We start from the raw sequence: 19,854 nt of genomic DNA on the forward strand, positions 1-19,854 counted from the left end.
TGCTTTGAGCATATTGACATATGCTCTGATGAAGTATCACTATTAAAATCATTGAAAATGACCTTGTGGAACACTATTTTATTGCAAGCTCCTAGTGGAGGTGCGCCAAGTTATATGAACATTATCTTCATTGTAGGGTTAATTGTGATTTTTTACTTCTTCATGATCAGACCACAACAGAGCAAACAAAAGAAGCAAAAACAGTTTTCCGAAGCTTTAAAGAAGGGCGATACCGTGGTGACCATTGGGGGAATTCATGGAAAAATTATTGCCATGGAAGGAAACACCTTACAGTTGGAGGTGGACAAGGGAGTAAAAATTAAAGTAGACCGGGCTTCTATTTCTTTGGAAAATACAGAATTTGCCCAAAAACCTGCTACAGATAGTAAATAACAAAAGGGATATGGTCATGTAGTTTTGTTCAAATTGTGTGACCTAATGAAACTTTTGTACTAAATTTCCATAAGAAAAGAGGATCCGTTCGCAAACGGCAAAGAGAAATTCCTCTTCCTATCCTCTTTTCTTAGTAGAGAATATGGATCGGTCAAACCTGACAAGGTTACATGTTCAGGGATAGCGCATTTCATCTTAACCAAATTCTGCAAGTACGGTGAGAAAATTACCCGTAGATCAGATTAACCAGGTGATTAGTTGGCTGAAATCCAATACCGAAGGATATAAGGATTGGGAGTGGAAGGCCATTGTCATTTGTTTGGTAACGGCCTGTACGTTTTGGGTGTTTAATTCATTGAATTCTGAACATACGGCCAATATCCGGGTGAAGCTGGCCATTGTTTTTGAACGGAATGATATAGTTGCCATAAAACCTCCTCCGGAAGAAATTTCCGTTAACGTGACCGGCTTGGGTTGGAATTTACTTAGCCGGGGGCTGAACCGGGAAGAAAATCCGGTCATCATTCAGATTGGTTCTGAAAACCCGCTTTCTGTCAACTACCTTACAACCTCTTCCATTCGCGCTTTTGTGTCTGACAAGTTGAAAGAGTTTAAGGTGAATTATGTGATGGAAGATTCTATTTTCTTTAAATATGATACGATGACTTCCAAAGTTGTCAAACTGGCCTTAGACACCGCTTCCATTCACTTGGCCCCCAATGTGGAGCGCACTTCTCCGGTTTCCCTTGAACCGGATACCATAATTTTGAAAGGAGCTTCTTCCTTTATCCGGCAAGCAGAAGATACACGTGTGTTGCAATTGAGTGGAAAGTTGATTTCCGCTGATTTTGAAGAAGAAATTGAGTTGGGATATAAGGCCGTAAAGTACCTGACTGCTTCCACGGAAAATGTAAAAGTAGCTTTTGATGTTGTCCGTTATGAGTCCAAAGAGGCCATTGTAAAACTGGATTTGGTCAATTTCCCCGAGAGTCAGACCGCCTATATCACCCCTGAAACGGCCATTGTCAACTACCTGGTCAAGGAAGATGACTCCGGTAATACACAAGATACATTGAAAGTACGATTAGATTTTAAAGAATACAACAATTTGGACTCTACCATATGCCCGTTGGTGAAAGCCCCCTCTTATTTTAAAAATGTAGAAGTCAAACCTGCTCAATTCAAAGTAATCCTTGAAAACTAAAACACTTCAAATTGGTATTACAGGAGGCATTGGCTCCGGGAAAAGTATGGTGTGTAAAATTTTTCAGACCTTGGGAGCTCCTGTGTATGATGCCGATACCATGGCAAAATGGTTGATGGCTCACGATGCAAAATTGATTCGTTCGATCAAGGCGAGATTCGGAAAAGAGGCCTATCTGACTGATGGAACCGTAAACCGGACGTACTTGGCGAAGCAGGTATTCGGAAGTGCTTCCGAATTACAAAAACTGAATGCCTTGGTACACCCCCGGGTAGCCGAACATTATCAGGACTGGGTACACCAACACAGCCACTTTCCTTATGTGATCAAGGAAGCGGCCTTATTGATCGAAGCAAAGTCTTATCAACAACTGGATAGGCTGGTATTGGTATATGCTCCCAAAACATTGCGAATCCAACGAGTTTTACAACGTGACCCCCAACGCGACCGGAAACAAGTCGAACAGATCATACAAAAACAACTTCCTGAAAGGGAAAAGCTACCTTTAGCCCAGCATATTCTTAAAAATGATGAAAAGGAAATGTTGATAATGCAAGTACTAAGGTTGCACCGTGTTTTTTCCGAAACGGCTTCCCTTCTTACCTAAAAAACATGCGCATTAGTGAATGTACTCAGAAGATATACTGTTACATAATTGACAGAAATCTTTAACCTTTTTCCATATATTCAACACATAGCCTTAATCAGTAGCAACACTGTTTATCCACACGTTGTTGAATGTCGTTTTTACCCGATTGGCTTTTCATTACTATAACCAGCTGTTAAGTCTTAACCTGAAACCAAAACCTGTTTAATCAATTTAGGGAATCTGGTAGGGTGGGAAACTACTAAGCCTCTTTTTTATGTTGTATGTACAAATGAATTCAACGGAACGAATAAAAGCTTTAACGCTTGTTTGATACGCTTCCTTGAATGATAAACTTAACAACTACTTGAAAATAAGATTGCTAATGGTGAAGTGGATAAGTGAAAACTTATCAACAAACTATGGCAAATGATTTTATGTGGGTAGAACAAGTGAAGTTGACAATAGCGAGTAGAATAATGTGGGAAAACAGCCCGGCTTTTGCTTAGCCGGGCTGTTTGGGTTTATTGAAGTATTTTATCCTTTGGCAAGTACCTCTGAAATATCCGTTTTGTAAGCTTGAATGGCGGGTATTAAAGATGTAATAATACCGATCAATAATGCTCCGCCAATCAAATACAACTCTTCCACCAAGAATGTAAATCCGGTGATTCCTACAGCTCCCGGGCCTTCTATTATTTGCATAATTAGTTCTACCACACCATGAGCAATCACTAAGGCAAATCCTGCGCTAATCAAGGTAATCAACACACCTTCCAATATGATAAGTATAAATAAAGAGGTCTTGGAAGATCCCAAGGAGCGCATAATGGCCAAATCGTACTTTCTCTCTTTTAAGGCATTGTACAAGGCTATAAAGATACTTAACACGGCAATAAACACCATCAGGTAAGCGAAACCTTGGAGGAGGTCTACCCCAATGCCCAGTAAAGAAAACAACCGGGCTGTTTCGATTGCTGGAGAAGCCGCTTGCATGGAAGTTTGACTGTTGATATAACGGGGCATCTGCATTGCTGCCATGGGCGAGCGGAATTTGACCAACATGGAGGTAATCTCTTTTCCCTCACCTTGAGGAAGACCCAAGGGGTTCTTTTTAGATACTTGTACGGTTTCTTCTGTAGGACCGTGCTCATGGGCATGGGTTTCAGCATGATGATGTTCATGATCGTGGGCATGGTCGTGATTGTGCTCATGCTCATGCTCATGCTCTTCATGGGTATGGGCCTCTTCTGTTTCCTGAGAACTTTCTCCGTGGTCTTCGTGTGATAGCCAAACACTTTCAATACGGGTGAAGATGAGGTTGTCCAATACGGAACCATTAGGTTGTAAAATTCCCACCACCCGATAGTCATGATGCTCGTGTGCCTGATCCATATCTTCTCCAATACCATGTGCCCCATGAAAAGTATCTCCGAGCTTAAGTTGTAAATGTTTGGCAGCGGTGTACCCGATGGTCACTTCAAAAGGTTTTTCCCATAATTTTCCTTCTGCAATATTCCCCTGGTACAATTCGGCATATTTGTGATTGGTACCTACAATGCGAAAACCTTTATAGCTATCTCCTAAGGCCAAAGGGATGGCATATTTTACCATCGGGTTACGGGCTACCTTTTGAGCTTCTTCCAAATCGATATTTCCCGTTGGAAAATCAATATGAAAGATATTACAAAGGATTAATTGTAATGGACTGCCTTTTGCCCCTATCACCAGATCAACGCCTTTGGCATTTTTCATCATCTTGTCTTCAGCCTGTGTGGATAATAGCAAAAGGATAATTACAATGGCTATTCCCAAAGATAAGATCAACGTATTGAGTACAAAATTGAGCGGCTTAGCCGTCAAATATTTCCAGCTTAATTTAGGTAAGTTCATAGTAAATTAGACATTATTCAAGTGTCATTTGAAATCATTTATCCTCTTAGGAAATCGTATTAATACAGTTTTATGTGCTTTAGGCCAGTTGTTTATCGAGTTGTAAAACTTCCGGAATTACTTCTTTGATGCGTTGATCATGAGTGGCAATAATGAGTGCCGCTTGATAGAGCCGGGCCTCTCTTTGCAGTAATTGCACTACTGCATGGCAATTATCATCGTCCAAACTGGCTGTAGGTTCATCTGCCAAAATAACTTTCGGCCGGTTCAGCAATGCCCGGGCAATAGACGCCCGTTGGGCTTCTCCTTGGCTGAGTTCAAAAGTACGGGCATTGAGTTTATCGCCCAGGTTGAGTTCATGAAGCACTTCCTGAATACGTTTTTCATCCTGTGGCAGTCCGGCAAAATATTGAGCAGTGTACAAATTCTCTTTTACCGTGAGTGAGTCAATCAAATGAGGTTTTTGAAAGATCAAACCGATATTTTGGCCTCTGTACAAATCTCTCTGGTGTGCTTTTAATTGATAAAGTGAGGTGTTGTCTAGCAGTACCTCTCCTGCCTTGGGTTGAAGCAAGCCACCTATGATATGTAATAAGGTGGTTTTTCCACATCCGGAGGAACCAAGTATCAAACAGTGTTCTCCCTTGGCTACTTTCCAATCGGGAAAGTGAATCGCTTTTTGTTCGCTATAGGCAGCTGATAGTCCTTTAATTTGTAGCATGGTGTTTTTGTTATTTGGGTATGGTACATCAAAATAGAAAGAGGGCATATTGGCGATGAGCCTTATCTGAATTGGCAACTGTTGTGAATACCTTTTGCTGACAAGGGCTATAGCTTTTTAAATTCAATCTTATTGCCTGCCTTGAGTTCATATTTCACACAAAAACCGGCTACCACTTCAATCACATATTGGGCATTGCCCTCGGAGGGAATGGAGTACTCGGATTTTGGGGTGGTGTTTTCCTGAATACTGACGATTTCCATCAATTCATTCACAAAAATGATGTCCAGAGATACTTCCGTGTTTTTCATCCAAAAACTCCGGGGTTGTGAGTCCGGAAATACAAACAACATCCCCTTATTATCAGCCATATGACTACGGTACATCAAGCCTTGCTGGATTTCATACTCTTGATCTACAATTTCGATATCAATTTTAGTAATACTTTCTCCTCCTGAAGTTAAAAAAGTCAATTCGCCTTCTTTTTTGAAAATCGGTTCGCTGGGTTTATTTCTGCGCTTTTGCGAAGTGCTATTTTTTGCATCGCCACAAGCAGTCAATAAGAATACAGAAAGTCCAATTGCCAACAGAGATATGAAAGAATAAGAATGCTTCTTCATAATGATTTAAAATATAGTTAGAAATGGTGCTTTAATTTGCATTTGTAAAATAATGAACGGATGGCTATTCAGGATTTGAAAACAAGATTTTTCAATCAAATGCCTTTCAAAGTGTATTTCTTGTCTTTTAACCTACCGGACTATTATAGGCTTACAATATTAATTAAAGAAGAGCAGATCCCCACAGATTCCCGGGGATGTTCAATTCCCATTTGTATAAAATTTACAGTAAAGGGAAGCGAATGTGAAAACTTTCCCACTGTTGAACTTTTTCTTAACTTCTTTTATCTTTAGCAGAGTTAGGTAAAATAGGTTATAATTTACAGGGAAAAGCACTGTACAAATGGCGTCAACCGTATATTTTTGCCTTGAAACCTTTAGGACTTTTTTCAACTAACAATAAGACCAAATGACTATGAAGCAATGGAGGTTGTATTTCGTTTACTTTGCCTTATGCGTACTTTCATTGAGCAGTGTATCTGCACAAGAGAAAAACACCGTGATCATCTCCAAGGCTTATAAGCCCATCAAAGTAGTAATTAATCCCGGGCACGGAGGAACTGACCCGGGAAAGTTGCGAGGTACCCAAACTTTAAAACACGAAAAAGAACTCAATTTGGAGATTGCTTTGAAATTGGGAAAATACATCGAAGAGCGAATCAAAAACGTAAAGGTCATTTATACACGGGAAACGGATACCTTTGTCAGTTTGGATGAAATTGTAGACGAAGCCAATTCCAATAAAGCGGATTTTTTTATCAGTATACATTGTAACTCCAACCCTATTCGAAGTGTATACGGAACACGTACACATATCCAAAATCATAAGTTTAAAGCAAGCCGGAAGTTGGCACAAATGATTGAAAAGGAATTTGCTACCCGTGCCGGACGCAAAAGCCGGGGAGTGATGGATCGTAAAGACCGGGGCTACAATTATCAAGTGTTGCAATATACGGAGATGCCCGGAGTATTGGTCGAATGCGGATTTATTACGAATCCTTCCGAAGAAAAATTTTTAAACTCCGATTACGGACAAGACCTGGTGGCCTCGGCTATTTTCAGAGCCTTTCGTGACTTTGTGAGTGAAAAACCCCACATCGAGAAACGCAAACCCTATTATAAGGTCCAAATTACTGCCGCTACCCAACCTGAGAATACCGGAACTTCCAGGTATAAAAAGCTGGGTATGAGAGTAGATGAAGTAGTAGATAAGAAAAACGGCTCCTACAAATACCGCTATATGGTCGGGCGGGAATACGAACACCGGCATGCCAAGCAACTCGCCAAAAAAGTACAAGATTTAGGCTTTAAAGATGCTTTTGTCGTAAAGTTTGAGTAGTCCTCATCCCAAGCCCTATTGAGGTTATGGTGAAGCTTGCATGCGTTTTTATTTGTTTAAGAATACTAAATTGTTTTCGTTCACAAAGTATTTTTCTTTCAAAATTTTATGTACCTTAACAAATGATTAACTATTGCCATGCTAAAAAGTAATATGAATTGGGCCTTATAGGCGGAAGTATATTGGTAAAATACTTCCCTTGTAACAGGCGCAAGGTCAAACTACCATGAATAGCCATTAACAGCGAAGCGCATATGGGGAATATGTACGAGCCAACTAATTATGAGAGTGAAAAGAAGTGGGTACGGGCTTTGGCACAGGGTTGTCGCCAAGCGTACCGGCACTTATTTGATGTGTACCACAAAAAAGTCTACCATGCTTCCCGCAAGATGGGCCTTTCGCACGAAGATGCAGAAGGAGTAGTACAGGATGTGTTTTTGGCCTTGTGGGAACAACATAAGCAATTGGATCCCTCTCTTTCGGTCAACGCTTTGTTGATTACCATCGCCAAAAGGAACATCATCAAAAAAATCCGTAAAGCCGCTTTAAATATACAGTACTACGAATGGGTTGTACACCGCAATGAGGCGCAAGTGAATACCACTGAAGATGAGGTGATTTTTACCGATTTGGAAGCCTATGTTCAGCAAGGAATAGATCAAATGCCTTCCGCCCGGAAAGAAATCTTCTTATTGAATAAAAAGCAGGGAATGACATCAGAGGAAATAGCACTGCGACTGAACCTTTCCAAACGTACCGTAGAAAATCAACTATATCGCGCTTCCAAATTTCTTAAAGATCACCTGGCGAAAGAAAGCTATCTACAAAAAATATGCACGTTGGTATTAGTGATGTTTTTGGCTTAAAAGTGTGTGGCTGATAGAAGATAAACCTCTTCCTCAAAATTCTTTTTTCTTCTTGTAAAAATATTTTTAAAAAAAATCATAAGTCGAGTGAGTAAATCGATTTACTTGTGGCAATATACCAATACAAGCAGTAGTAACAAGGAGTGTTTTGGACAAAATATTCTTGATTCATTACCGGCTTTGGGAATGAATGTCTAGTAAACGAAAATGAAAAAAGAACCGGAACATACACTTTTAAAAAAATACCTGACGGGACAATGTACTCCGGAAGAGGCGGAGTATGTACGTCATTGGCTCAATACAAAAGAGTCAACGATGGACCTGAAAAATCAAATCGAAAAAGTCTGGGCTGAACCACCGGTAGAATATCCGGAATTGAATTCGGAAACTTTGTTTAATAAAATCTTATCGGCAACCCGGCCTCAGCATACAAAAAATATTCCTGTACATACCCAGCATCAGAGTCTCTTTCACAAATACGTACAATTAGTAGCGGTACTCTTGATCTTATTAATGGCCGGGTTGGGGTATTATACGTTGAAAGAAGGCTTTCCGGAGGCCCGGGAAGAAAGGAAAGTAATGGTGCAATTTTCCACGCAAGTGGGAGAGAAAAAACGTTTGACATTGTCTGACGGCTCCAAAGTGGTGTTGAATGCAGGGAGTACATTAAAGTTTTATCAACACTTCTCGGACTCTCTAAGAGAAGTACAGCTAGAAGGAGAAGCCTTTTTTGAAGTGGCAAAAGATCCATGCAGGCCTTTTATCGTAAAAGCAAATGCAGTTTTTACCAAGGTACTGGGTACTCGGTTTAATGTGTCTGCCTATCCTGAAGAAGATAAAATCAGAGTGGCTTTGGCTGAAGGAAAAGTGCAAGTGAACTTAACAGACTCGCAAACTTTAGGGTTGAATCCGGGGCATATGGCGACTTATAGTAAAACTGCCAATGCAATGTTCCGGTCTGATTTTGATTACAAAGAAATGTTGGGTTGGAAAGATGGTATCCTTTACTTTAAAGATGCTTCTTTTGAAGAAATCGTAGAGAAAATTGAGAAATGGTACGCGGTAAAGGTACACTATAACAAAGCACAACCTGCTAAATGGAAATACAACGGAGAGTTTGATAATAAGAGTTTGGAGTATGTATTGAATAGCATTGGCTTTGCCAGCGGTTTCAATTATAAATTTGAAAAGAATAACGTGATTATTTATTAACCTGTTGAATACTTCATTTTAACCCCGGTATTGACCGAAGGTCTCTATCTGTAAAATCCTGTAAGCAGATTGGCTTTTCGGAATGGGATAACTAAACGTACTGACCATGTTGCAGCTTCCCTTTTTTAATAGCAGTTAAAAAAGGCCGGCAAACCTATGTTCACCGACCTCATGTGTCTTCCTTAACCGATTTTGCGCCTGGTTAAAGAAGAACAACCTAAGTAAACCTATTATTAACCTATTAATCACAAAGATATGAAATGGAGAACTTTACGGCTAATAAAAATGCTATCAAAACTCACATTTTATGGAATGCTCGTCCAGTGCCTGATGGTGAATTTGCTACTGGCGAACAGTACCATAGCCCAAAAAAGTGTCTATCAGGTAAGGGTAAGCTTACAAATGAAAGACACCAAGTTAAAAGAAATCTTTGCTCAGCTGGAAGAAAGGACCGATTTTAAGTTCTTTTATGACCGCAAAAAAGTAAACCTGAACAAGCGGGTGGACATACAGTTTTACAATGCACCCTTGTCCGATTTGTTGTCAGCACTTTCCAAACAAGCTCAGGTAAAATTCAGACAAGCCAATCATGATATCACGGTGTCGCCTTACAATACAAAGCTATCTTCCAAACCGGAAGTTGCCATTCTTCAGGAGGTAACCATTAAAGGAAAGATCACTGACGAAGACGGAGAACCACTTCCCGGAGTTAGCATCTTGATTAAAGGAAGTACCAAAGGAACCACCTCGGATATACAGGGGAGTTACCAAATAGCGGTACCGGAGGATGCAACATTGATCTTTAGTTATATTGGTTATACTACTCAAGAAATAGCACTGGGCGGACAATCGAAGATCGATGTGATCATGTTGGTTGATACCAAACAGTTAGAAGAAGTAGTAGTCGTTGGGTACGGTACACAGAAGAAAGTGAACTTGACCGGAGCCGTAGACCAAATTACTTCGGAATCCTTAAAAAACCGTCCTGTATCCAACGTAGCGCAGGCCATTCAGGGAATATCACCCAACCTGAATATTTCGGTCAACAATACCGGAGGGGAACCCGGAGCCACCCAAAACTGGAACATCCGTGGTATTGGTACCTTGACCGGTGACGGAGGAACACCCTATATTTTGGTGGATGGGGTCCCCATGGATATCAACAATGTAAATCCCAATGACATTGAAAGTGTATCGGTATTGAAGGATGCTGCTTCGGCGGCAATTTACGGCTCGAAGGGAACCTATGGAGTCGTGTTAATTACTACTAAAAAAGGAAGAAAAGGCAAGAAAATTTCATTTCAATATTCGAACAACCTGGCGATGGCCGCCCCGATTCGCTTGCCCGAAGGTGCCAACTCTTTGGCTTTTGCCGAAGCCTACAATACTGCAGCCTTGAATTCGAACCAAGGGGTGGTGTTTGATGATGCTACCTTACAACGCATCCGGGATTACCAAGCCGGAACTTTGAAAGAAGAGGCCATTGACAACCCGGACGATCCGGGTCGTTGGGCGGAATGGGGCAAAGGACATGCAAATTATGACTGGTATGATATTTTTTATCGCGACTGGTCCTATCGTCAAAAACACGATATCAAAGTCAGTGGCGGAACTGAGAACACCTCTTTTTACCTTTCAGGAGGCTTTTTTGATCAACAAGGGCAGTATAAGTTTGCCGGAGATTCTTATAAAAGGTATAACCTGACGGCTAATATCAACACCCAGGTGAGTAAGTGGATGAGTTTGGATTTTAATGCCAAATATGCCCGTTCCCAAACCGTCTATCCCAATGCCTGGGCAGGATACGACCGCCATGTGTTGTATCATCAGATTACCCGTAAATGGCCGGTGAATCCCTTAAAAGACCCCAATGGAAATTACATAGAAGGAGATGTGTTGAAAATGAAAGAAGGGGGAAAAACCAAGCGCTATGACAACGATTTGTGGTTGACGGTCGGGACCATGTTGGAACCGGTAAAAGGTTGGAAGACCAATATTCGATTCAATTGGAATGCGTTCGCCAGAAAGCAAACCTATCATAATAAAAATGTACAACGCCAGGAGCCCAATGGTACTTTTTCCAATATTGCGTATCCCATCACTTCCTTTGGCGAATCTATGAGTAATGATGAGTTTTATTTGGCAAATATTACGACCTCCTATGAAAGGCAAGTGGGAAGCCATTTCTTTAAAGCAATGGTAGGGGTGGAAGATCAGTTGAAAAAAGAACATACGCTTTCGGGAAGTAAGACCAAACTGGTGACGGATAAAATCCCTTCTATCAGTACCGCTACAGGGGAACAAAATATTGGCGATGGTTTGGACCACTATTCCAACCGAGGGTTTTTCGGGCGTCTCAATTATAATTTTAAAGAGAAATACCTTTTGGAACTCAATGCCCGCTACGATGGAAGTTCTTTTTTCAAAGAAGGGAAACGTTGGGGCTTTTTCCCCTCGGCTTCTATTGGGTATAATATTTCCAAAGAACCGTTCTGGCAAGGAATCGACCGGGTTGTGAATGATTTGAAAATACGAGGTTCGTGGGGTTCTTTGGGAAATAGTAACCTGCGATGGAATGAGCGCTATTTGTTTGTAGAGCGGATTCCTGTAGGGGCCCGTTTAGGTTGGATTATGGGTAGCGAACGCCCTGCTTATACAGTAGCCCCGGGAATCATCAGTAATAATTTGACCTGGGAAACAGCCACTACCATTGATATCGGAATGGACGCGACATTTCTTGACAGTCGCCTTGGGTTGACCTTTGATTGGTACAGACGAACCACCTCCGATATGTTCGGAAGAGCCAATACTCTACCAGCCTTGTTAGGTACCAGTGCCCCGAAAGAAAATAATGCAACCCTGGAAACGGAAGGTATCGAACTCGTACTTTCTTGGCAAGATGAAATCGGGTCTGACTTTCAATACAATGTAAAAGTGAACCTGGCAGATAACTACTCTACCATTACGGAGTATAATAACCCCACCAATATTTTAAGCGATTACAGAGTAGGCCAGCGCTTAGGAGATATCTGGGGATATACCACAGCAGGTTATTTCCAGTCTGATGATGAAGTAAACAACTGGGCCGATCAAACTCGCTTTCACACCAATTGGGGAGCCGGTGATATCAAATATGAAGATCTCAACGGGGATGGAAAAATTGACTGGGGAGATAATACAACGGATGATCCGGGGGATCAACGCATTATCGGTAACAAAAATCCCCGGTATACCTATGGCTTGAGTATGGGAGCCAGCTGGAAAGGATTTGATTTGAATGTATTCTTCCAGGGAGTAGGCAAGCGGGATATTGCATTGTCCAGCAATACGAATGTGTATTGGGGTTTTGTCGGAAATATGTGGCAAAACAGTGTATTTGATGCACACTTGGATTATTGGTCACCTGACAATCCCAATGCTTTCTATCCCAAACCTTATATGAGTGGAGAACATACCAAAAACACGAAAACGCAAACCAAATATTTGGAAAACGGAGCGTATATGCGTTTGAAAAATATCCAGATAGGGTATACGCTGCCAAGTTCCCTCTTAAATAAAATCGGATTAGAAAATGCCCGGGTATACTTCAGTGGTGAAAACTTATTGACCTTCACCAAATTAACCAAACTGTTTGACCCTGAAACAGTGGGCGGTGCCTGGGGAAGCGGTAAAATTTACCCTTTGCAAAAAGTACTGTCTATGGGTGTTAATGTAAGTTTCTAATCAAAAAAATCAAGACGATATGAGAAAGTTATATATATTCTTAAGTGTTTTTTGGCTATCGGTATTCAGCAGTTGTAATGAGGATTTTTTGAACCGCAGTTTATTGGATGAAGTGGATGCTGCAGAATATTGGAAAACCCCAAGTGACTTGGAGTTGTATGTCAATCAATTTTATACCTCTTTTCCCGCTTGGGGAGGCTGGGACGGTGGTATCTTCTGGTTTGACAGCAATAGTGATAATATGACACACTATAGTGTGAACAACCACCTGGCCGGCCGGACAACTATACCGGCAAGTGGAAGCTGGAGTTATGGAAGCATTCGCTCTGTCAATATTTTGTTGAGCAAATACCAAAGTGTGGAAGCTCCTTTTAGCGAGTACCAACAGTTTGTAGGAGAAGGCCGCTTTTTCAGAGCGTATTTCTATTTTAATTTGGTCAAAAATTATGGAGATGTTCCCTGGGTAGATAAACCCTTGAATGTGGATTCGGAAGAATTATATTCCAACAGAACGCCTCGAAATGAGTTGATTGATCATATCCTTGAAGATCTGGATAGTGCTATCGCTTATATGGCTCCCGGGGCAAATTTGGGAGGGAATCGTTTGAATCAGGAAATTGCGCAACTCTTCAAATCCAGAGTGGCTTTGTACGAAGGCACTTGGGAGAAATATCATGCAGGAACCCCATTTGGCGTTGACGGATCGGATGGGAGTAAGTATTTTCAAATTGCTGCAGAAGCTGCAGAAGCCGTCATGAATTCAGGAAATTACAGTGTTTACAGTACAGGTGATCCGGAAAAGGATTATTGGCACTTATTCAATCAAAAAGATTATTCGGGAAATACCGAAATCATGTTGTGGAAAAGGTACAATACCGATTTGGGAATGTCCCATAACGGACAACGCTACCTGGCCAGAGTTGGAGGAGGAAGGGGCATTTCCAAAGCATTGGTAGACTCTTATCTCTGTACGGATGGTAAGCCCATTGCCGTTAGTCCGGACTATCAAGGCGATGCTGATTTAGTAGCCGTGGTCGCTAACCGGGATGCCCGTCTTCAACAAACCATTTACACCCCGGGCGACCCCATGACGGTAGAAGGAGGAGAGGTAACCAGAGCTTTTGAAAAATCCGACTTGGATGCTACGGGAGAAAGTAATTGTCCTACCGGTTATCAGATTTTCAAAGGAGCTGATCCCGATTTCGAACAACATAAAGGTTCGTACTTAAGTGAAACCGGCAGCATCATTTTTCGCTATGCCGAAGCCTTGTTGAATTTTGCAGAAGCCAAAGCCGAATTGGGAACGCTTTCTCAAGGAGATTTGGACAAATCGATTAACCTTTTGAGAGCGAGAGTAAATATGTCTCCATTGGAATTGTCTTCTATTACTACGGATCCTAATTGGGATTTTCCCGGTTTGTCACCGCTTCTTAATGAGATCAGACGCGAACGCAGGGTAGAGTTGGCCGCGGAAGGCTATCGTTATGATGATTTGATGCGTTGGAGAGCTCATGCACTTTTTGTCAATAAGCGCATTAAAGGGGTTAAATTTAACCAAAGTGATTTTCCTGATTTAGACGTACATGTAGATAATGACGGGTATGTAGATCCTTTGCAAACACAAATTCCCAACGGATTTCAGTTTGATCCTAACCGCGATTATCTTCGTCCTATTTCTACCCAGGAGCTTACGTTAAATGATCATCTCACGCAAAACCCCGGTTGGGAGAATTGAGAAATTACACCAAGAGTGTTTAAGGTACCAATAAAGCTTTTCATAGTGTAAAATCCAATCTGTTTTTTAAAAATTAAGTTATTGAAGCCCAGGGGAATATCCCTTGGGCTTCTTTTTTATGGCGAATGAGCTGATTCAAATTTTCTTTATGAGAATTATAAAGAGGACGCATTGAAAAGGATTCGAAAAACGAACTTTGCACTAATTTTCCTAATTTTATTGGCCATAATGCATAGCCGTTTACCTAAGGGGTAAACGATTACTGGGTAATAATGGAAGTGAAAGAATTACAACGACTAAAATCCGGAGACAGGGAAGCTTTTACAATGCTTTATCACAAATACAGCAAAAAAGTATTTGTGATCGCGTTGAAATTCGGTTTGACCAAGGAGGATGCGGAAGAAATGGTGCAGGAAGTGTTTATCAAAATCTGGAAAAATCGTCAGAATATAGATCCCAATCTTTCTTTTCAGGCCTATTTAAGTACCATCACAAAACATCAGGTGTACAAAACACTAAAGGCCAAAGCCAACGACTTGGCCTTGAAAAAATATGCGCTTTCCTTCCGGAAAGAGCCGCAAAACAATAGCCACACAGAGGTGGAATTTGAAGACATGAAAAAATTCTCACAACAATTAATTGACAAACTTCCTGAAAAACAAAAACAAATCTTTTTACTCTACACCATCGTGGGACTCAACTCGGAGGAGATTGCTACAGAATTGTCCCTTAGCAAGCGTACAGTGGAAAACCAGATCTACCGGGCCAATAAAAGTTTAAAGGAGGATCTGATCAAAGCCGGGATTTTAGTAGGAATGCTTTGCTTATTACTAGATTTTTGTTGAAAAAAATGAATAGTTTTAATTGATTGACTATCAATTGATAATGTATTTCTTTTGAAGAGCTTTTCTCAAAAGTCCACAAAAAAAATATTTTTTTTAAAAGGTATGTGAGTAAATCCGTTCATTCCGGGATATATACTCACAAACCAGATAGTGCATGTATTGTGGATCCGTCAGCATTTGATAAATATTTTAAAGGTCAACTTAGTAAAGAAGAGGAAAAGGATTTTCTGCTTTGGCTAAACAAACAAGAAGGCAAAGAGGAAATTTTCGAAAGTGTTGAACAACAAATTTCAACAGAGAGTGAAGAAGAAGCCTTAGAATTTGATGAGCAAAAAGTACTCGATCAAATTCATAGAAAACTGCCGGTACACCAACCGCTTCGAAAGATTTTTCCTAGGAACTGGTTGAAAGTTGCGGCCAGCATACTTGTCGTGTTGGGAGTGGGCTTGTATTATTTTCAAATGGAGAACACACCTGATGCTTTATTCGTAGTTCAACAGGAAAAAGTGGTATATACAACGGAAGCCGGGCAGAAGCGAACCTTGAAGTTAGGTGACGGAAGCCGGATTGTATTGAATGCTGGCTCTGGGGTTTCATTTGTCAAAGGCTTTTCTGCAGATAAACGGGAGGTAACGTTAGAGGGAGAAGCGTTTTTTGAAGTAGCCCATGACTCCACAAGGCCTTTTACTGTGTACGCACAAGGGATTGCCACCACAGCTTTGGGAACCTCATTTAATGTGAATGCCTATTCAAACCAAGAGTTAAAAGTAGCACTTACTTCAGGAAAAGTGTCTGTAAAACATACGCAATTGAAATCAGTGGAAGAGCTGATTTTGGAGCCGGGAGAATTGGCAAATTTTACTGCGGAAAAGCAGACAATAACAAAGAGCACCTTTCATCCGAAGCTAGAAACCGCCTGGGTAGAAGGAGTCATTTACTTTGAAAATTCCAGCTTGGAACATATGGAAAAAACCTTGGAACGCTGGTACGGAGTGGAGATAGATTTAGTGAATAAGCCAGGCAAACCCATCTATGTCAGAGGGGAATTTAAACGACAAAGTTTGGAAAATGTATTGACCAGTTTAAGTTACTCTTGTGGCTTTCGCTTTTCAATAGATCATAGTAATGTGAAAGTGATTTTTAATTAAAAAAAAATTGTATGCCCAACAGATACAATACCTCCTAAAACAAAAAAATCTGGTCGTTTTGCCCAACGACCAGATATACTCTTAGCGCACTTGGCAGGATACAATTTGCCCATTGTTCCCTGCTGTGTCTAAGTGCTGTTTCAATAAACCTGTTTATTCATTAAAACATATCAAAGATATGAAAAATACTCTATCTAAGCGTATTATAATGTACTCTAAATACTCTCTGTATGGAGCAATTCTTCAATGTTTTTTCTTTACGTTAGGGCTTGCCTCTCACGGAAATGCACAAAAAGTCAAAAGTATCAAAGACGTGTATTTGACCGTAGGTTTTAAGCGGGCTAGCATTGAAGAAGTCATTGCTTCCATTGAATCAAATACTCAATATCGTTTTGTGTACCAAAAAGGAACTGTAACCGGTACACAGGTGAAGGTGACTCTCCCACGGAAAAGGCATACGATCGCTGCGATTCTGACAGAGCTTGCCAAAGTGGGGCAACTTGGATTTAAACAAGTCAATCAAAATATCAATGTTAAGGAACTGGGAGCACAACCGGAACAGCCTTTAGTGGAAATCCCGTTGGTTGTGAAAGACGTGGTGGTATCAGGCGTGGTTACTTCTTCGGAAGACGGCCAGCCCTTGCCAGGAGTCACTATCCTGGTGGTAGGTACTTCCATAGGCACCACTACGGATTTTGACGGAAAATACAAAGTAACGATTCCGGAAGGAAGTACACTGTTGTTCAGTTTTATCGGCTACAAATCTCAGGAAATTCTTGTTGACAAACAGTCTTCTTTGAATGTGGTGATGGAGCCTGATGTAGCTCAATTGGAGGAAGTGGTAGTAGTGGGTTATGGCACTCAGAAGAAAACCTCTTTGACCAGTGCCGTTACGGCTGTGAATGGTGCGGAGTTGGAAGAACGCCCTACACAAAACCTGAAATCCAGTATGCAGGGAATGGTACCCGGGTTGACTATCTGGGACAAAGGCGGGGAACCCGGTAGCAATAATATTTCCATTCGTGTGCGGGGGGTTACTACGTTAAATGACAATAATCCCTTAGTGATTGTAGACGGAGTGGAGCAACCTTACGAGTCTATCGATCCCTCTATGATCGAGTCCATTTCCGTATTGAAAGATGCGGCTTCTACGGCAATTTACGGTTCCAGAGCGGCCAATGGTGTATTGCTTATTACTACCAAACGGGGAGAAGAAGGAAAACCTCGTATTAACTACAGCGGCTGGGTCGCATTCCAAAATCCCACTAACTTACCGGAACATATGGGTACGGAAAATTACCTGAGGTTACAAAACCTGGCTTACGAGAACCGGGGTAGTGCGCCTTTGTATTCTGAAGAAGATATTCAAAATTATGTGAGTGGAAAGGATCGCTTGAATTATCCCTTACCCAATGATTGGTTTAATTCTGTGATCGATAACTATGCTCCTATGCAAAACCATACCCTCTCTATTTCCGGGGGTGGGGACTATCTGAAAACCATGGCCAGCATCAATTACCGTGACCAAAAGGGAATCTTTCCGAACAGGGACAGCAAACTTTATCAGTTGCGATTGAACAACGATATTAAGATCAATGATAAAATCAACCTGGGAGCAGATATTTCTTACAAAAGACAACAACGCAATACGACCAATAATGGCAATATCTATCACTATATGTTACACGGTTCGCAGTGGGCAGTGCCGCAATATCCCGATGGAAGCTATGGCTTAAGTAAACAAGGGCATAACCCCTTGATGTATACTGATCCGGACATTGTGGGAAGAACCAAAGTGGTTTCGGATTTTGTAAACCTGAATGTGAAAGGGACTTATGAAATCCTTGAAGGCTTGAAATTTAATACTCAAGTAGGTGTGAACTATTGGAAAGAAAACCAATTGAAAAATTGGCCTACTTACGAAATTTATGATTACAACACCGGAGCTCTCAGAAAGCAGCGGAACATTAATCAATTGCAAGAGTTGAGGTATGAATCGAAGCGAATGACTTGGAATAATACGTTGAGCTATGATTTCGAGGTAAATAAGCACAGCTTTCATGTAATGGCCGGCTATTCACAAATTTCTTACGATTATATAGGCATGAATGCCCAAGGGCAAAACTATTACAACAATGATTTGATTGGCTTGGGAAATGATGCCGATAAAGCCAAGCGGAATATGAATAGCAGCTATTTGGATGAAGGTTTACGTTCCGTATTTGGCCGTCTCCGGTATAGCTATAACGACAAGTACTTTTTAGAAACAAACTTGCGTTATGACGGCTCTTCGGGCTTTTCAGAGGACCAACGTTATGCCGTGTTTCCATCCATTTCAGCAGCATGGCGCCTGTCAGAAGAAGCTTTCTGGGATCCTTTGAGAAATGTGGTGGATAACTTTAAGTTGCGGGCTTCTTACGGTGAAACCGGAAATAATAAAATTTATCAGAATGGACAACGGGTGTATTACCCTACCTATGAAAACTTGTTGCTGAACAACTATGTGTTTAACGGGCAATTGGTAACAGGTGTCTTTCAAAACAAACTGGCCAGTAGCGAATTGACCTGGGAGTCGACTAATCAAACCAATATCGGTTTGGATGCTTCGGTTTTCAATGGTAAGATCTTATTCACTTTTGATTGGTTCAACAAGCTTACGGAAGGAATTTTATTGGATTTGGAAATTCCCGGAATTATCGGTTTGGAAGCATCTCCTATCAATGCGGGAAAAGTACGCAACCGGGGCTGGGAAGCTCAGGTAACGTACCGGGAGAAGAAAGGAGACTTTCGGTACAATGTAACCTTGAACCTTTCTGATGTGCAGAACGAGATTGTGGACTTGGCCGGAACAGGCCCGTATTTCAATGGAGAGAAAGATTGGATGACCTGGCAGGAAGGACAACCCATCAATTCACTTTGGGGCTACCGGACCGATGGCTATTATACCGAAGCTGATTTTGATGAGGACAATCCTTATCCACTGTTAGCACCTTCTGCCAAAGTAGGAGACATTAAGTATGTGGATCGAAATGAGGATGGGGTATTGAATGCGGAGGACAAAGAAATTCTGGGTTCTACCATTCCAAGATATACCTATGGTGCAAACCTTGGCTTAGGCTGGAAAAACTTCGACGTAAATATACAATTTCAAGGAGTGGCCAAACAGGACATGGCTGTGATGGGCTCATTGGTAGAGGCCGGTAGTTGGGAAGGGTTTACCTTGGATATTGCCAAAGACTATTGGACTCCTGAAAATCCGGATGCCCGCTTTCCAAGACCTGAAAAACAAAGTAATAGAAATACACAACCTTCGGACAAGTGGGTGGTAGACGGTTCTTATTTGCGTTTGAAAAACTTGCAAATCGGATACAATCTTCCGGAAATCTTTTTGGATAAAGTGGGAATGAGTAGAGCCAGAGTGTATGTGGGAGGAACCAATTTGTTTACAATTTCAAAACTGAACGAATGGGGTATTGATGCGGAAGCACCCACAGGAAGGGGAGACTTTTACCCTCAGTTGAAAACCTACACCATTGGCCTAAATGTCGGATTTTAAAAAACTACCTGTG

General features: G+C 41.3%; 14 protein-coding genes. 11 read left to right on the top strand and 3 right to left on the bottom strand.

Annotation, left to right across the window (positions count from 1 at the left end):
* Positions 1-57: 57 nt before the first annotated feature.
* From yajC to coaE, 3 genes are all read left to right on the top strand, one after another.
* The gene (gene yajC, locus AAG747_RS07370; RefSeq protein ID WP_346820506.1) at positions 58-393 is read left to right on the top strand and encodes a preprotein translocase subunit YajC; all 336 of its coding nucleotides are present in this window, start codon (positions 58-60) and stop codon (positions 391-393) included.
* 217 nt (positions 394-610) lie between these two features.
* Entirely contained in the window at positions 611-1,597 is a 987-nt protein-coding gene (locus AAG747_RS07375; protein ID WP_346820507.1) for a YbbR-like domain-containing protein, read from the top strand.
* On the top strand, positions 1,587-2,204 hold the full coding sequence (coaE, locus tag AAG747_RS07380; protein ID WP_346820508.1) for a dephospho-CoA kinase: 618 nt from the start codon (positions 1,587-1,589) through the stop codon (positions 2,202-2,204). The genes AAG747_RS07375 and coaE overlap by 11 nt, the downstream gene beginning before the upstream one ends.
* A 516-nt stretch (positions 2,205-2,720) precedes the next feature.
* On the opposite strand, the gene AAG747_RS07385 is transcribed toward coaE, so the two are convergent.
* The 3 genes from AAG747_RS07385 to AAG747_RS07395 all read right to left on the bottom strand — a co-directional run bounded on the left by AAG747_RS07385 (position 2,721) and on the right by AAG747_RS07395 (position 5,417).
* Positions 2,721-4,076 (bottom strand): ABC transporter permease, encoded by a 1,356-nt coding sequence (locus tag AAG747_RS07385; RefSeq protein WP_346820509.1) that lies wholly within the window; start codon positions 4,074-4,076, stop codon positions 2,721-2,723.
* Positions 4,077-4,155: 79 nt separating this feature from the next.
* The gene (locus AAG747_RS07390; RefSeq protein ID WP_346820510.1) at positions 4,156-4,797 is read right to left on the bottom strand and encodes an ABC transporter ATP-binding protein; all 642 of its coding nucleotides are present in this window, start codon (positions 4,795-4,797) and stop codon (positions 4,156-4,158) included.
* Between the two features lie 107 nt (positions 4,798-4,904).
* The gene (locus tag AAG747_RS07395; protein ID WP_346820511.1) at positions 4,905-5,417 is read right to left on the bottom strand and encodes a DUF192 domain-containing protein; all 513 of its coding nucleotides are present in this window, start codon (positions 5,415-5,417) and stop codon (positions 4,905-4,907) included.
* Positions 5,418-5,826: 409 nt separating this feature from the next.
* Here AAG747_RS07395 and AAG747_RS07400 point away from each other — a divergent pair, with 409 nt between their 5' ends.
* From AAG747_RS07400 to AAG747_RS07435, 8 genes are all read left to right on the top strand, one after another.
* Positions 5,827-6,756: an N-acetylmuramoyl-L-alanine amidase family protein gene (locus tag AAG747_RS07400; protein ID WP_346820512.1), complete on the top strand. Its 930-nt coding sequence runs from the start codon at positions 5,827-5,829 to the stop codon at positions 6,754-6,756.
* Positions 6,757-7,019: 263 nt separating this feature from the next.
* Positions 7,020-7,622: an RNA polymerase sigma-70 factor gene (locus AAG747_RS07405; protein ID WP_346820513.1), complete on the top strand. Its 603-nt coding sequence runs from the start codon at positions 7,020-7,022 to the stop codon at positions 7,620-7,622.
* 207 nt (positions 7,623-7,829) lie between these two features.
* Positions 7,830-8,834 (top strand): FecR family protein, encoded by a 1,005-nt coding sequence (locus AAG747_RS07410; protein WP_346820514.1) that lies wholly within the window; start codon positions 7,830-7,832, stop codon positions 8,832-8,834.
* Positions 8,835-9,089: 255 nt separating this feature from the next.
* Positions 9,090-12,557 (top strand): SusC/RagA family TonB-linked outer membrane protein, encoded by a 3,468-nt coding sequence (locus AAG747_RS07415; RefSeq protein WP_346820515.1) that lies wholly within the window; start codon positions 9,090-9,092, stop codon positions 12,555-12,557.
* A gap of 19 nt (positions 12,558-12,576) precedes the next feature.
* Entirely contained in the window at positions 12,577-14,292 is a 1,716-nt protein-coding gene (locus AAG747_RS07420; RefSeq protein ID WP_346820516.1) for a RagB/SusD family nutrient uptake outer membrane protein, read from the top strand.
* Positions 14,293-14,564: 272 nt separating this feature from the next.
* Complete coding sequence (locus tag AAG747_RS07425) at positions 14,565-15,137, top strand: RNA polymerase sigma factor (RefSeq protein ID WP_346820517.1); 573 nt, start codon at positions 14,565-14,567, stop codon at positions 15,135-15,137.
* A gap of 161 nt (positions 15,138-15,298) precedes the next feature.
* Positions 15,299-16,285, top strand: a complete 987-nt coding sequence (locus AAG747_RS07430; RefSeq protein WP_346820518.1) for a FecR family protein — start codon at positions 15,299-15,301, stop codon at positions 16,283-16,285.
* A gap of 178 nt (positions 16,286-16,463) precedes the next feature.
* Positions 16,464-19,841, top strand: coding sequence for a SusC/RagA family TonB-linked outer membrane protein (locus AAG747_RS07435; protein WP_346820519.1), 3,378 nt, complete (start codon positions 16,464-16,466; stop codon positions 19,839-19,841).
* Positions 19,842-19,854 lie beyond the last annotated feature (13 nt).

Source organism: Rapidithrix thailandica (assembly GCF_039710355.1).
Classification (GTDB): Bacteria; Bacteroidota; Bacteroidia; order Cytophagales; family Flammeovirgaceae; genus Rapidithrix; species Rapidithrix thailandica.

Excerpts from the sequence above, each read along its gene's own strand:
- yajC (WP_346820506.1), top strand. The coding sequence starts at position 58 with ATGACCTTGTGGAACACTATTTTATTGCAAGCTCCTAGTGGAGGTGCG.
- AAG747_RS07385 (WP_346820509.1), bottom strand. The coding sequence starts at position 4,076 with ATGAACTTACCTAAATTAAGCTGGAAATATTTGACGGCTAAGCCGCTC.
- AAG747_RS07390 (WP_346820510.1), bottom strand. The coding sequence starts at position 4,797 with ATGCTACAAATTAAAGGACTATCAGCTGCCTATAGCGAACAAAAAGCG.
- AAG747_RS07395 (WP_346820511.1), bottom strand. The coding sequence starts at position 5,417 with ATGAAGAAGCATTCTTATTCTTTCATATCTCTGTTGGCAATTGGACTT.
- AAG747_RS07400 (WP_346820512.1), top strand. The coding sequence starts at position 5,827 with ATGACTATGAAGCAATGGAGGTTGTATTTCGTTTACTTTGCCTTATGC.
- AAG747_RS07405 (WP_346820513.1), top strand. The coding sequence starts at position 7,020 with ATGTACGAGCCAACTAATTATGAGAGTGAAAAGAAGTGGGTACGGGCT.
- AAG747_RS07410 (WP_346820514.1), top strand. The coding sequence starts at position 7,830 with ATGAAAAAAGAACCGGAACATACACTTTTAAAAAAATACCTGACGGGA.
- AAG747_RS07415 (WP_346820515.1), top strand. The coding sequence starts at position 9,090 with ATGAAATGGAGAACTTTACGGCTAATAAAAATGCTATCAAAACTCACA.
- AAG747_RS07420 (WP_346820516.1), top strand. The coding sequence starts at position 12,577 with ATGAGAAAGTTATATATATTCTTAAGTGTTTTTTGGCTATCGGTATTC.
- AAG747_RS07425 (WP_346820517.1), top strand. The coding sequence starts at position 14,565 with ATGGAAGTGAAAGAATTACAACGACTAAAATCCGGAGACAGGGAAGCT.
- AAG747_RS07435 (WP_346820519.1), top strand. The coding sequence starts at position 16,464 with ATGAAAAATACTCTATCTAAGCGTATTATAATGTACTCTAAATACTCT.